Source organism: Pseudomonas sp. A-RE-19 (assembly GCF_019956555.1).
Taxonomy (GTDB): domain Bacteria; phylum Pseudomonadota; class Gammaproteobacteria; order Pseudomonadales; family Pseudomonadaceae; genus Aquipseudomonas.
Window position 1 is genome coordinate 92,073 of record NZ_JAHBDQ010000019.1, and the last position, 13,711, is coordinate 105,783.

Annotated in this window: 10 protein-coding genes; 7 read left to right on the top strand and 3 right to left on the bottom strand. The window is 55.3% G+C overall.

All coding sequences use genetic code 11. From position 1 onward, the window contains the following. Positions 1-107 precede the first annotated feature (107 nt). The 6 genes from KGB14_RS14080 (at position 108) to KGB14_RS14105 (ending at position 5,875) form a co-directional block, all read left to right on the top strand. Positions 108-1,427 carry a tyrosine-type recombinase/integrase gene (locus KGB14_RS14080; protein ID WP_223487421.1) on the top strand — a complete coding sequence of 440 codons (1,320 nt, stop codon included), beginning with the start codon at positions 108-110 and terminating at the stop codon, positions 1,425-1,427. Beyond that, positions 1,418-2,083, top strand: coding sequence for a hypothetical protein (locus tag KGB14_RS14085; protein WP_223487422.1), 666 nt, complete (start codon positions 1,418-1,420; stop codon positions 2,081-2,083). The genes KGB14_RS14080 and KGB14_RS14085 overlap by 10 nt, the downstream gene beginning before the upstream one ends. 72 nt (positions 2,084-2,155) lie before the next feature. Further along, positions 2,156-2,377 (top strand): helix-turn-helix transcriptional regulator, encoded by a 222-nt coding sequence (locus KGB14_RS14090; RefSeq protein WP_007899974.1) that lies wholly within the window; start codon positions 2,156-2,158, stop codon positions 2,375-2,377. Positions 2,378-2,499: 122 nt separating this feature from the next. Further along, entirely contained in the window at positions 2,500-4,974 is a 2,475-nt protein-coding gene (locus KGB14_RS14095) for a toprim domain-containing protein (RefSeq protein ID WP_223487423.1), read from the top strand. Continuing rightward, positions 4,974-5,264: a hypothetical protein gene (locus KGB14_RS14100; protein WP_223487424.1), complete on the top strand. Its 291-nt coding sequence runs from the start codon at positions 4,974-4,976 to the stop codon at positions 5,262-5,264. The genes KGB14_RS14095 and KGB14_RS14100 overlap by 1 nt, the downstream gene beginning before the upstream one ends. A gap of 257 nt (positions 5,265-5,521) precedes the next feature. Then, positions 5,522-5,875: an HNH endonuclease gene (locus KGB14_RS14105; RefSeq protein ID WP_223487425.1), complete on the top strand. Its 354-nt coding sequence runs from the start codon at positions 5,522-5,524 to the stop codon at positions 5,873-5,875. Between the two features lie 131 nt (positions 5,876-6,006). Here KGB14_RS14105 and KGB14_RS14110 read toward each other — a convergent pair whose 3' ends face one another. Together KGB14_RS14110 and KGB14_RS14115 are read right to left on the bottom strand one after the other, a co-directional pair. Further along, on the bottom strand, positions 6,007-7,236 hold the full coding sequence (locus tag KGB14_RS14110; protein WP_175387906.1) for an abortive infection family protein: 1,230 nt from the start codon (positions 7,234-7,236) through the stop codon (positions 6,007-6,009). Positions 7,237-7,417: 181 nt separating this feature from the next. Then, complete coding sequence (locus KGB14_RS14115; protein WP_223487426.1) at positions 7,418-10,432, bottom strand: RNA-directed DNA polymerase; 3,015 nt, start codon at positions 10,430-10,432, stop codon at positions 7,418-7,420. Between the two features lie 662 nt (positions 10,433-11,094). Here KGB14_RS14115 and KGB14_RS14120 point away from each other — a divergent pair. Continuing rightward, positions 11,095-12,522 carry an ATP-dependent nuclease gene (locus KGB14_RS14120; protein WP_223487427.1) on the top strand — a complete coding sequence of 476 codons (1,428 nt, stop codon included), beginning with the start codon at positions 11,095-11,097 and terminating at the stop codon, positions 12,520-12,522. A gap of 407 nt (positions 12,523-12,929) precedes the next feature. Here the strand turns inward: KGB14_RS14120 and KGB14_RS14125 are convergent. Further along, positions 12,930-13,711 (bottom strand): LysR substrate-binding domain-containing protein (locus KGB14_RS14125; RefSeq protein ID WP_223487428.1); only part of this gene is annotated, 782 nt, incomplete at its 5' end.

Consider the following 13,711-nt stretch of genomic DNA (forward strand, 5'->3'; position numbering starts at 1 on the left):
TTATAGCCGGTTTTTTTGTGTCTGAATATCCCCGTATGTTCCTGTACAGCCCCAAGATTTAGGTATACGTTTAGGTATATATCGGTTCGATATCGAGGCGTATACCTATGGCGCGCACCGTAACCCCCCTTACCGACCCCAAATGCGAGGCCGCCAAGCCCCGCGCAAAGGACTACACCCTGTTCGACGGGCAAGGGCTTTTTTTGCTTGTAAGGGCTACCGGCACCAAGGTCTGGCGCTTCAAGTATAAAAAGTCAAGTGGTAAACCCGGTCTGGCTACGTTCGGCAACTACCCGGCCCTCACCCTGAAAGCCGCCCGCGCGCGTCGAGCCGATGCACTCGAGTTGCTGGCGCATGGCCAAGACCCCATCGAGAGCGCTAAGCAAGCAAAGATCGAGGCGGCCAATGAGGCGGGGAACACCTTTGAGGTGCTGGCCCTGGAATGGCACGCCAGCATGTCCGGAAAATGGTCGAAGGATCACGCGGTCAGGGTGTTGAAAGAGATCGAGGTCGATCTTTTCCCCATGCTGGGCAAACGCCCCGTATCCGACTTGAAAACCCGCGACCTGCTGGCCTGTCTGAAGGCGGTAGAGAAGCGCGGCGCGCTTGATGTGGTTGGGCGACTGCGCCAGCGCATCGCCGGAATCATGCGAATCGCCGTTCAGCGCGAATTCATCGAATACAACCCGGCGCTTGATCTGGTGGGGGGGACTGCCACCCGCAAGACCAAACACCGCCCGGCCTTGCCCCTTGAGCGGTTGCCGGAGTTGTTGCAACGCTGCGAGGCTGACACCGGACGACCGCTTACCTGTCTTGCTGTAAGCCTCGCTCTACTGGTGTTCATTCGATCTAGTGAGCTGCGCTTTGCCCGCTGGTCTGAGTTCGACTTTACCCGGAGCATGTGGACGATTCCCGGCGAACGGGCACCAATCGAGGGTGTCAAGAGGTCGCACCGAGGAGCCAAGATGGGGACTCCGCACCTTGTCCCGTTGTCACGCCAGACGCTTGAGGTGCTGGAACAGATACGTCGGCTGAGCGGTCGTTTTGAGCTGGTGCTGCCAGGAGATCACTACCACTGGCGGCCAATGTCGGAGAACACCGTAAACAAGTCACTGCGCCGCATGGGATACGACACCAAGATAGAGGTTTGCGGGCACGGTTTCCGCACTATGGCCTGTTCCGCGTTGGTCGAGTCCGGCCTATGGTCGCGTGACGCGGTTGAGCGGCAAATGAGCCACCAAGAGCGCAACGGTGTGCGCGCGGCCTACATCCACAAGGCTGAGCACTTGGAAGAGCGCCGACGGATGATGACGTGGTGGGCTGACTACTTGGACGCCAACCGGAAAAAGCACATCACGCCCTATGATTTTGCGCACCAGAACACCGATGTGGTGAGCGTCGAGAGGGGGCTACAAGCATGGCAATAAAAAGGGGCAAGCGATCAAAGGCACTTCCAGTATTCGACAATAAACCCGAGTGGGGTACAGGTGATTTGGTCGATGAAAGCCTGTCTGATGCTGCGCAGGCAATTATCGCTGACTTGGCCGAACATCACGACGTCGATCTTCAGGAATGGTTCAAGCAAAGGCTTGGGTCCTACAGAGCGGTCATCAGCGAAACGGAAAAAGGACCGGCGCGCCACGAAGAAATTCGACATGTACAGCAGGCGCAAATTTATCTTCAGGAAGCGGTCCGGTGGCTAAACAGTCTCCCTCCTTTCGCCGAGGGTTACATCAACGATGCCTGCTGGCGTAACCATGGGTGCTTTTTCAGCGGCGGTTTACTTTCTGACTTTACGACGAAGGCCGCCGCGGTATCCGATGCTCTGAGCATTACCGAGCAAAAACTGGAGCAGGCTCCAACTATTCGTGGCGTGAAGCCGAAGTATCCGCGAGATGATTTTTTGGCTGATACCGCGGACAAGCTGCGGCAGTCGTCCTTAGTGAAGATGACCAAACGCAGAGCTGCGGCGCTCGCCCGAGAGCTTCTCGTTGCCGCAGGAGTCGAGGTGCCAGAGGACGTTGTTGAATATGAAAAATTGATCCGACGTGCAAAAAAAGGGGGGAAAAAAGCCTCTAACTAATCTCTTTTGAGCACTGCGACAGCAATCGGGGGTTCAACAAAAATGGCTCCGTACCGATACGGAGGCGCACAAATGCAACCAGTAACAATTCCCCCGAAAGCTCTTATCCGTCAGCCAGCGCTCTGTCAATGGCTGGACCTGTCCCGCTCCGGCCTAGACAAACTCCGCAAGAAAGACCCGACCTTCCCGAAGCCGATCAAAGACGGCGACACCCGCCAGGCTGCTGCGTATTACGTCGTGGCTGAGGTGGATGCATGGCTGCGCGCCAAGATCGAAGCGAGGGATGCAGTATGAGCCATTCATCATCGCTTACAGCGTCCTGGAAGTTTCGCGTAATGGCCGCCCTGCACGCTGATTCCTCCCAGTCTTCTTCTCTCTGGTCCTGGCGCAAAGCCAAGCAGCTCGGGGTGTAACCCATGAAAAGTCAAAACGGCGCCAATGCGCCGACGGGATCGGCTTGGCTGAAATCCATGATTGGGCCAGTAGCCCGGTACCTTCTTGGCGAGCCAAATCCCGCAATGAGCAAGCCGACCGAGCTTCGATTCGGAGCGCATGGCTCTTTATCCGTTGATCTGGAAAAGGGGGTATGGCACTCGCACGAAGACGGGCGCGGTGGAGGCGTATTGGATTTGATAGCCTGGCAAACCGGCATCACAAGTCGGGCCGAGCAAATGGGCTGGCTTGAGCAGCAAGGCTTAAAAGAAAAGCAGCCGGCACCATGTCCTGGAAGTCCTGATGTCCTACCGGCCAGCCGTCGCATGTCGGCTTGGTATGACTACACAGACGAAGACGGCAACGATCTGTTTCAAGTTGTCCGCTACGAACCAAAGGCCTTTCGCCAGCGCCGCCCGGACGGAAAAGGCGGCTGGATGTGGTCAGTGAAGGGGGTGCGTCAGGTTCCCTACCGTCTGCCGCAATTGCTGGACACGCCGTGGGATACGCCAGTGTTTGTCGTGGAGGGCGAGAAGGACGTATTGCGCCTGGAGTCACTGGGGTTGGTCGCAACCTGCAACGCCGGCGGCGCTGGCAAGTGGCCTAATGCGCTCAACAAACATTTCGCGCGCCGCCACGTAGTGATTCTGGCGGATAACGACGAGCCGGGACGTCAACACGCCGACAAGGTTTGTCGGGCACTGAGTCAGGCCGAGGCAGAAGTTCGCGTACTGAGCCTCCCAGGGCTGCTGCCGAAGGGCGACGTATCCGACTGGCTGGACGCGGGCGGCACCGTCGAGCAACTGCTGAAAATGGTGGATGCTCCCTGCAATCACCAGTTCGAAGACGACGATCAGCAGCCAGTCGAGGAGCACTTCGAGCCCGGTGATGATGCCGAGGAAAAGCAGAGCCAGGCGTCTCTACTGGTGAAGTTCGTGGAGCAACGCTTCGAGCTGTTCCACGATGAAAACAAGGACGTCTTCGCCCGGGATCGTACGACGGGCGAAGTGCGTAATCTAGCCGCACGCCAGTTCCGAGATGCACTGGTCGCCGGATTTTACTCGGACAGTGGAAAGGCGCCCCGAGATCAATCGGTCCGGGAGGCGCTGGGCACCCTGAGCGGCCTCGGCCGATTCCATGGAGACTGTCAGGAGGTACACCTGCGCACTGCTGGTGCCGCTGGTGATTACTTTCTCGACCTGGCTGTACCAGGCAGTAGCCGAGCGGTTCGCATTCGGCCGGGTAAGTGGGAGATCGCCGAGTCACCCGAGGCCATGTTCGTTCGACCTGAATCCATGCAGCCGATTCCAGCTCCAGTTCCAGGTGGATCGATCGAGCAACTTTGGCACGTGGCGAACATCCCGCACGGCTCCCGTCTGCTGGCCCTGTCTTGGCTGATCGAATGCCTGCGTCCTGATACGCCTTATCCAGTGCTGGAGCTGCTGGGCGAGCAGGGTAGTGCGAAGAGCACGACACAAACAGCGCTGCGCCAGCTCATTGATCCGAATTCCTGCCCATTGCGCAGTGCACCGAAGTCGCCGGAGGACCTATTCGTTTCTGCTGGTGTGTGTGCGGTAGTGAGCCTGGAGAACGTCTCGCACTTGCCCGCAGCAACTCAGGATGCCATGTGTGTATTGGCAACCGGAGGCGGCTTTGCCAAGCGCAAGTTGTACTCTGATGCCGACGAAAGCGTTATCAGCGTGAAGCGTCCGGTCATGCTCAACGGCATATCTGCAGCAGTCACGGCGCAAGATTTGGTGGACAGAACGATCACCATCGAGACTCCGGTTATCAGCGAACGGCTAGAAGTTACAGACCTTTGGCGGGAGTACGAAGCCAAGTGTCCGTGTTTGCTGGGGGCGCTGCTGGATATTTTCGCCAAGGCGCTGGAGTTATTGCCGCAGATGCACATCCCCGCCGACGAGCGTCCGCGTCTGGTTGAGTTCGCTCGCCTCGGTATGGCTGTCGCCGCCGCAGCAGGACATGAGCCCAAGGACTTCCTGCGCGAGTTCAACGCCAGTCGGCAGGAAAGTCTGGCTCGCACCATTGACGCTAGCCCGGTAGCTGCCGCCGTAGTGGAACTGGTCGAGGCGCGTCCGCACGACGTGACCGCCCCGGCAAAGGATATTCTGCGTACCCTGGAACAGTACCGTCCAACCGGCTGCGATTCGTGGCCCCGTTCCGCTAAGGGGCTAGGGGACGCCCTGCGACGTGCTGCTCCCGCTCTTCGGCAGATAGGCATCGAGTGCAAGTCTCTGGGTAAATCTGGGGGGACGGTGAAATGGGGTATCGGGAGAAAGTTATCGAAGCAATGTCCTGCAAGTCCTGATGTCCTGCCAGACGATCACCCCGAGCAGGACATTGGGACTTGCAGGACTTCGAGTCGGCAACTATCCCCCGACACCACCAGTACTTTGCCGGACATGGCCTTCGATGAATCCGACGCGGAGGCCTTCTGATGAGGGTTATCGACTATCTCCATGATCGTGGGTTCAGTGCCAAGGTGGCGGGCAACCGCTTAAGCGTCTCACCATCTAGCAGGCTGACTCAGGAGGAGCGCCGCTATATCAAGTTGCACCGTTTGGAGCTGATGGTCGAAATTGCGGCCAACGATGGTGAGGCCCGCCGCAGTCACTGGACAGTGGTCGTGACAGGGTACTGCTCCTTCACAATGATCGGCGAGCCGATGACTCATACCGAAGCCTTGGTTGAAGCCCGAACGCGATGGCCTAACGCGAAGATAGAGTGACGTTTAGCCCGGATAACTACCGGGCTTTATACTTTTACACAGTTGATTGGTGATGATTTCGCCTGCATGGGTATCCGGGGATACTTGACCAGTTCAGGTTGCCTCCAGACTACTTGATCACTGCTTTTGTTTTGGCATAGATTTCCTCTTGTCGTTCCCTTAAGGGGGCGATGTTGGGCCGGTTCGAGTGACTCGACTGGTACCGTTTCTTGCCTTATTAGGCGCAGCGGACCTCCATTTTCATACAGGAGGCCGCCATGGCCCATAAATCTGTTATCAAACATCGTTTCGCTGCGTTCGATCGCCAAGGTGGCCGCTGCTATTACTGCGGCTTCCAGATGTGGCGCGATACTCCTGAGGCCTTCGCCAGCCGCCATGGCCTTTCCCTTCGGCAGGCTAGGCACTTCCAGTGCACAGCCGAGCATCTAGTAGCCAGGCAGGATGGCGGAAGAAATACCCAGTCCAATATTGCTGCCGCCTGCCTACTGTGCAATCAGCGCCGTCATAAGCGCAAGGACGCGCCTGAGCCGCAGGAGTACAAGGCTCTAGTGGAAAAGCGGCTGAGCAAAGGTGGCTGGCATCCGCTCCCAGCAGGTACCTATTTGTTCTGATCACCAAGGTGGCCTTGCTGCTCTGGAGCGCGTCTATCGGGAGCCGATCACCCGACCCAAAGCTATGGTGATGACCGACAGAAATCGGCCAAAAGCAGTCATTCCGATGCGTCTACGAAATTAGTGGCGATTCAGTTCAAGCCTTCTCTATGGCGGAAGGTTTCCGATACAAAGTCGATGAAGGCAACCGCGGAAGCTACAGCAAGCCGAGCATGCCGCGGCTGAAGTCCGCGATGTTGACCGTCTCTCCCATGTCCTGTGCCGTATAGTCCACGCAACTGAGCAAGGTTGTTCGTGAGTTGGGTAAGATTCCGAAGAATCAAACGAATGTTATCCGCCCCCTTCGTAGCATCCGTAATGCCCTCTGGGACGAGCTGCAGCTCCTTCGCGACTTTCTTTGTGAGATCGCCGAGATCCTCGGATTTGGTAAATGGAATAGCCCGCTTTGTCAGAATGGATTTGCAGCATGTTTCAATGAGCTCTTTTGCTGTACCAATCGCTAAGGCAGGGTCTCGATCAATAGAATGTTCCAGGCGCTCGATTTCCTTCGCCATCCAGCCTGCGTCGAGGGCCTCTGCGACGGTCTTAGCTCTTAGAACTGCTCGGGACGAGCTGCTGCGCTGCCGGAAGGAAAAGCGTGGTCGACCGGCAATGCGCTCCTCTTCATAGATCTCCCAACCAGCAGATCGAAGTTGGTCGTTGAAATGGAGCACTAATTTAAGTGCCTCATCGCGATCGGGACGGACAATTGGATGCACGACCTCACAGAGAAACCGTAGGAACTGTTCCACCGGGCCGTCAATCAGCTGAAAGCGAGAATCTGTGTAGACCCAGTCATTTTCCCAATCATCATTGTTATAACGATGCTGCCAGATATCACCTGCCGCATCCTTGAACCTACTGTCTGTGGACGGAAGTTGCTGAAGGTCGAAGAGACGACTCAAGAACTCGACGTCGTCGAGCTGACCATACCAAGCCACATCTTCCAAACGTAGGCCATCCAAGATGTTAACGCGGACTTGCCGGGGGAGATCTGATGAGTCAGATCGCCAGTCAGTACGCTGTTCTCTTGCCGGCACGATCTTGGCTGAGTACCAATCCTGTGTTTCAGGCTCAATAGCAGTCCTCAGTCGAGCTGTAATTTGCTCTTCTAATTGGCTGCGTTTCGCTCCTAGCCGGGCGTAATCCTGAGCGGGCAGCTTGAACTGCACATCACAGATGTTTGTACCACCATTCCAATTGTCGTAACCCGTCTGCTCAATATGCGCCGGATACTCGCGTACGATGGCAGCCGCTTCGCTCATGCCCTCTGCACGTAGGAGCGCGTGGACCGTTGCAAGTATCTGTTCTGTCTGTTCCATCGCACCTGCTCCTATCCTTGCTGGTGATTGCGAATCTATGTACCCAAGCATAGCGATGTCTGTGCTCGGCCGAGGCTGTGTAAAAACGTTTTTGAGCGCGACAGGTACTCAAAACCGGACTAGGCGCGATTCTGGATCAGCACGGATGAAAAACAATAAACCCTGCTTGATCGAGTCAGGTCTAGGCACCTTTGGGTAATACTCTCCGATCCGATGCCATGTCCTCGTTGAAGCCATCTGGCACGGGCTTGAAACCTGAGGCTGGCGAGCGGTGGCTGGACTGGAACTGGCGCAGGCTCAGTACGTCGATTTCACCTGTAATGCAGTAGTCGTGGTTACCTCCCTTGACTCGTAATATGTCGCGCTTCCAGCGCTCCTTATAAGGTGCGCGGATACGACTATCACCGAAGCGGCGATTGTTGCATTGGATGATGTAGGCATGAATATCCAGGGCGGCAGACTCCACCAGTGCGTTGAATGTGTCGGTGTCGCTGTTCCACTCTGGAACAAACAGCGCATCGACCTGGCCGCGTAGGTCTGCGCGGTAACGAATATTGGTCAGCTCGCTGCAGATCATGATGGCAAAGCGGAAATCACCATGCTGGATGACTGGAGGCTTTTGCCACTGTTGCTCTTGAGTGGGCTGCATCTGCAGGCCTGCTAGGCGAAAGAGTTCTTGCTCCTCATGAAATGCTGGACGCTGTTTATCCTGGCGATAGAGCATCAGCGAAGGGTACCCAAGACCGTCGTGGGTTAGCGAAGCCCAAACCTGGTGGCGCACATACTTTCTCGGTGCATGGAGGTACTCCACCCCGGTGATCAAAGATATGCCACGGCCCTTGAGCTTGTCGGCGATACGCATAAACCATTGGGGTGGTAAAGACACTTCCGGGAGGATCAAGTACCCAGCGCCGTCAGGCCGAGAGATCAGTTCGTTAATCAGGCGATTGATGCGTTGGTAACGGTGCAGGCCGTCCGGATCGGGCCACCCCATGATGGCGGCGGTAAAGCTTTCATCTTTGGTTTCCAAACTGGCCACAGCGATGGTCTGTTTTGCTTTGGGTTCTCCGTCCGGGATATGCAAAACCTGCTTTTTGTCGAGGTGGGGCATCTTGTGCTCGGTCAGCTCAAAACCGCGCAGTGCTTGCACCACCAACCCCAGTGTCTTGCGGCTGGAGGCGGCAAAAGGGGTGGGGGCTATGAGGTAGAGCTCATTGAGACTGAATGGGCGAGTGGTGAAGGTTAGTCCAGGCGGGGTACCGCGTTTAAGCCTGAGCCAGTTCGCCAGTGTGGCGATGCCGTCGGTCATCTCGTCAGGCAATAGCTCTTCTGCGTCAAAAGTTGAGAGGTTTTTACGGAGTGGAATACCGCGCTGGCTTACCATTTCCTGAGGCAGGCCTGTAAAGCGCAAGGGGATATGGGCGAGATCGAAGCTGAACAGCCGAGCTTGCAGCTTCTGTATGTGCTGGCTGGTGATGTTCGTTGGCCTGTCAAGGAAGTTATTCCAGATGGAGAAGGCAAGGCTCTCCATATGGCCGGTCATTTGGTTCTTCCAGGCGGTAGTCCCCGATTTGCTTAGGCGGGGCGGAAACGCAGAGACGATGCTCTGCGCTGTCACTTCCCAGATGGATCGCTTCCATAAATGTCGGGCTTCGGCTGGCACGTTGGCAGCAGCCAGGCTTTTGATCGCTAGAGTGCAGTCGCTCTCTACTTTATTGATCAGGCCACCCAGTGCATTGATGATTTTGTCTAGGTACTCAAAATCTTCACAGGCGGTTGCCATGCGGATGATGCGTGGGAGGTATTGAGCCAGTTCGAAAAACTTAACTGGGGTGAGCAAATGCTCGATGACTGCGGCGAAAAAGGCATGGCGGTGTGCTTGCCAATCCTCCGGGGGGATATCGCGTTCGAAGGCTTCGTAGTTGCGAAGGCTTAGGGCAAAGCCGGCGCGGTGCAGCGTCAGTGCATCGGTCTTTCGCAGATTGTCTGCTTGCTCTCCGGCAAGGTTGGTAGCTTTGAGCAAGTCCGTAGCCACGGTGTTGGGCGAATTCGGCAGGTCGGGTAACGCGCGCCATTCGCTTGCACGTTGGTTGATCTGTTCGGAAATGGCGTTGACCAGAGCGGTACCTGCAGACCCTGCAAGGATGAACAGCTTGTTTTTGCTGTTTTCAAAAGCGATGCGGTCTTCTTTGAGGTATCCAGGTTTGAACAAGATGCTGCCGTTATCTTTTTTGAGCAGGTCCTTGCCGCCGTCACGACTGAAGATCCACTCCCAAAACTGCTCAGTGGTTTTGATATCGCTGGCGTTTTCCATAACCAGCAGAATGTCGTCCACATAACGACCGTAATACAGTGGCACTACTTGTTGCTCGATGAACTGGTCGAGCCTGATTAGCGCCGCGTTTGCGACCACGGCAGACGCAGGCAAACCTACAGGTAAACCTTTTCCTAGTGGCGTTTCTTGTGCCCAGGCCAACAAGGCGGAAATGAACAGGCGGTTCAGTTTTGACTGCGATTCGCTCAGTTCAATTTTGGCTAACTTGAGGAAGCTATCATCGAGCATAAAGCCGGGGCTTAGCTCGTGATAGAAACTGCTTACATCGGCTGTGAGTGCCAATACTTTTTTCTTCTCGCTCAGGGCTGTGCGCATCGCCTTGATGCCACCGTCGCGCCATTCACGGAAGGGTCTGAGATAGGGCTTGAATGATCCAAGGGCCCACGTGTTGATCTCATCGTGCCGGTTACGGCGTAGGCGGCTGCCAAAGACGTTGCTGCTGAGCTGCCTGTCGAAGAGATCGCCGACTTCCATCATCCATAGTGATGACAGCACGTGAAAGTCGATGCTGCAGCGGGCCATGAGGCGGAATACGGCAGTGGGATGGTTGCCGACCTCAGTCGCGCTTAGCCACTCGGCTTCCGGTGAGGCGAAGATCAGACTTTGATCCTGCTTTCCTTTCACAATCTGGATTTCTTTTGGTGCCAGCGTCCAAGCGCCGAGAAATGCGGGGTCTTTCACCCAATCCTCGTTCATCGCTTCGATCTGCTCTTTCAGGCGAGCGAGGTTTTTGCTCAGGTCGTCTTCATAGTTGGCAATGTCGAACAGCGACGGGTTGGTTGAGTAGTAGAGGTCAACCTTGGCCTTGCGATAGGCGAGGCCAAGGTCGTGCAGCGATAACGACATCTGGATGACGTCCATTTCTTAACCTTCGGCAATCCTGAGATATCCCGGATATTACCGAAAGCAAGCGTGAGTGGGCTAAAGCATTGCAAGGCGCTCTATCTCTACTCACCGATTGTCATGACTGGACCACTGAGCCGCCCCTAGTTTAGTAGGCGCTTTAACGGGCCGCTTTTGGCCGGTTGCCGCCCTTCGCGATAGGCAGAAAACGGCCCTAAGCGGTCTTTCGCAAGATGCGGTTTCAGCCCTGAGTGGACTGTCGACACGCATAATAAGGTTCGATCCGATTTAGCTTACGCAGCATACTCAGTTCCAAATGTGCTGAGTCGCGCTCGTCGCTAACTCTCTTCTCAAACCGACAGACTGAGGTCTAGGCATTGCCGTATCGAATTCAATCCTTCCAACCCAAAGGCGCCGTACCGATCGAACTTGGCCAATTGACAGTTTTGGTCGGCCCCAATAACTGCGGGAAGTCCCAGACACTCAAGGACATACGACAGTTCTCCAGCACGGGGGGGCGTGAGCGCTTGGTGGTTCTTGACGCAATTAGCGTGACGTTGCCTACAGAGTATGAACTTCGAGACGCGGTACGCATTCGACCACACCCGAGTGCCACGGATCACATATCAATTTTGGGCGTAAAGGATGATCTGCTAACGCAAGTGAACATCGGGCAACCGATGTCGTGGTTTGATCAAGTCTATGCGCGGGCTTCCGATGATGACTCTCAACACCGTGCAATACTTCCACATCTAGGAACATGTCTCATCGCCTATCTGGGAGCTGAAGCACGTTTCAAACTCACCACCAGTAGCGCGGCATTCAATCCTAGAGTCGAATCCCCATCAAACGCGCTCCAGTCGCTATTTGCGTCAGAAATGAGCGTGCAGACTGAGCTTCGTAGCGCATTCAAGGCGGCTTTTAAAATGGACATTGCCCTAGATTGGGCGGCAATGACACAACTGTACTTGCGGGTTGCGGATGACTTTGGCTCTATTCCAGATAGCCGTGATGCGCTAGATGCACTTATGGCGGATGCACAGGAGCTCGAGAAACAAGGAGATGGTTTTCGATCATTTGCTGGCGTGGCACTCGCGATGCTGACATACCCAAACCGAGTGTTGCTACTGGATGAGCCTGAAGCATTCCTTCATCCTGCTCAAGCACGAGTTCTGGGCCGATGGGTTGGAGCACAAGCCTCTAGGCGGCCAGCCCAAGTCATAATAGCGACACATAGTGCGGACTTTTTGGCCGGTCTTATCGCAGGGAGTGAAGACGCAACAATCCTGCGGCTTAATCGAATCGAAATGTCCACTCGCTTTCATGAAATACCACGGGCGGTTACCACAGGACTTATTGAATCACCACTGCTATCTAGTCAGCCCGTTTTAGATTCGTTGTTTCATCGGGGCGTGATTATCTGTGAGGGTGATCCAGATCGAGCTGTGTATCAGACGGTAGCCCAGCGTTTCTATGCGGATCAGCATGGAGAGGAGTTCCTCTTCATCCACAGCAACGGTAAAGATGCAGCAAAATTTCCAGCTAAGCTGCTCAGGGAGTCTGGGACCGCAGTCTGTGTGATTGCCGACTTCGACATCCTGAACTCTGAAGCGACGCTCAGTGACATCCTTACGGGACTTCAGGGCATTTGCCTTGATAAGGATATTAAGCAACTCCGGGATGAAGTCTCTTCTGTGATTGAAACCAAAAGTCAGACGCAATCCATAGAAGAACTGAAGGTTAACGTCACTGCGTGGTTCGATCAGGTTGGTGATGATCTTAGACGAGCACGAAAGAGTCTAGTGTCGTTCGCAAGAGCTGGCTCGAATAAGTGGGATCAGGCCAAGAAGAACGGCGTTTCGCTTTTGACACCATCTGATGCAGCCAAGGCAGGTGAGCTCATAGCGCGACTGGCTTCGCTCGGGTTGTTCGTTGTTCCATGTGGTGAATTGGAGTCATGGATGAACTTAGGTCTGTCCAAAGGTAGTAAGTGGAATCAGGCCGCGTTACAAGCGCTCCATACCAATACCTGCCCACAGGAACTACAGATGTTCGTTGGACAAGTTTTAGACTTTCTAGCCCGGCCCACAAGTAATTCGATAGGGTAGGTGGATGCGTAGATAGTCCAAACTGGCAACAGTTGCTGGCATTAAAGAGTGTTTATGGACGACTGCTATCGACGTTGGTCGCCAGTTTCGAATAGACCCCCACCCTTTGTGCCCAGCAGCTTTCGGTCGGAAGCTGTTCTAGCTTGAATGTCCGCTATTGGCCGATTGTGTTGAAAAAGTCGGCCATGGTTTCCACGGCAGAAAAGTACGCGCTTGAGATTGAAATCTTTACTTTGAGCAGAGGATTCCGGGCTCAGATTTCGCATAGCTGCGCGAAAAAAAGGTGTTTTCAGCAGTCAGTAGGTGGGCAGTCTGGAAGGATCGACTTTTTCAACACAATCGGCCGATTTCTGCCTGTCGCGAAGGCCCGCAATCGACCCACAACGGACGGTCAGCGATTACCGCCTTCATGAGCGCGTTACAGCTGGTCTGTCGACGGAAGGGATGGCAAACAGATGCTCTGCGGCAAAGTCCACGAATACGCGGATTTTCGGTGAAAGATGGCGACTGGACGGCCACAATGCCCAGAACTGCCCTTGATCTTCGCTGTGACCGTCGAGCACCGTTTCCAGGCGCCCTTGGGCGATAGCTTCGCGCGCCAGGAAGTCCGGGACAAATGCGATACCGTGCCCATCCACCACGGCCATCAGCATGGCTTCCATATTGTTCAATGTCAGAGCGGTTGGCAGGCGCAACTGCGTGAACTGGGGGGCTGAAGACATACTCCAGTCCATTATTTTACCCGTCGTGACAAATCGGTAACGCAAGCACTCGTGATGCTCGAGGTCACTGATAGTGACGGGCCGTCCCTTACGCCGCAGATAGTCAGGCGATGCGCACAGGACAAACTTAAAAGGCCCCAACTTTCGGGCCATCAGCTTGGAGTCGGCCTGCCCACCGCTGCGAATCACCACGTCAAAGCCTTCATCGATCACATCCACCAATTGGTCGTTGAAGTCCAATTCCAGTTCAATCTCCGGGTAGGCTTTGCGAAACCGCGCCATATGGGGCAAGAGAAAGCGATAACCGATGGTGGGCAAGCTGACGCGTAACTTTCCACGAGGTTCCTGTGTTGCATGGGAAAGCATCGCCCGGGCATCTTGAAGATCGTCGAGGATCTTGCGGCAGCGTTCATAGAACAACTGTCCCTCCGCAGTCAGGCTGACTTTGCGGGTGCTGCGGTGCAATA

What these genes read in the sequence shown, in the direction of transcription:
- KGB14_RS14080 (WP_223487421.1), top strand. Translation starts at nt 108, where the DNA reads ATGGCGCGCACCGTAACCCCCCTTACCGACCCCAAATGCGAGGCCGCC.
- KGB14_RS14095 (WP_223487423.1), top strand. Translation starts at nt 2,500, where the DNA reads ATGAAAAGTCAAAACGGCGCCAATGCGCCGACGGGATCGGCTTGGCTG.
- KGB14_RS14090 (WP_007899974.1), top strand. Translation starts at nt 2,156, where the DNA reads ATGCAACCAGTAACAATTCCCCCGAAAGCTCTTATCCGTCAGCCAGCG.
- KGB14_RS14100 (WP_223487424.1), top strand. Translation starts at nt 4,974, where the DNA reads ATGAGGGTTATCGACTATCTCCATGATCGTGGGTTCAGTGCCAAGGTG.
- KGB14_RS14110 (WP_175387906.1), bottom strand. Translation starts at nt 7,236, where the DNA reads ATGGAACAGACAGAACAGATACTTGCAACGGTCCACGCGCTCCTACGT.
- KGB14_RS14085 (WP_223487422.1), top strand. Translation starts at nt 1,418, where the DNA reads ATGGCAATAAAAAGGGGCAAGCGATCAAAGGCACTTCCAGTATTCGAC.
- KGB14_RS14105 (WP_223487425.1), top strand. Translation starts at nt 5,522, where the DNA reads ATGGCCCATAAATCTGTTATCAAACATCGTTTCGCTGCGTTCGATCGC.
- KGB14_RS14115 (WP_223487426.1), bottom strand. Translation starts at nt 10,432, where the DNA reads ATGGACGTCATCCAGATGTCGTTATCGCTGCACGACCTTGGCCTCGCC.
- KGB14_RS14120 (WP_223487427.1), top strand. Translation starts at nt 11,095, where the DNA reads ATGTCGTGGTTTGATCAAGTCTATGCGCGGGCTTCCGATGATGACTCT.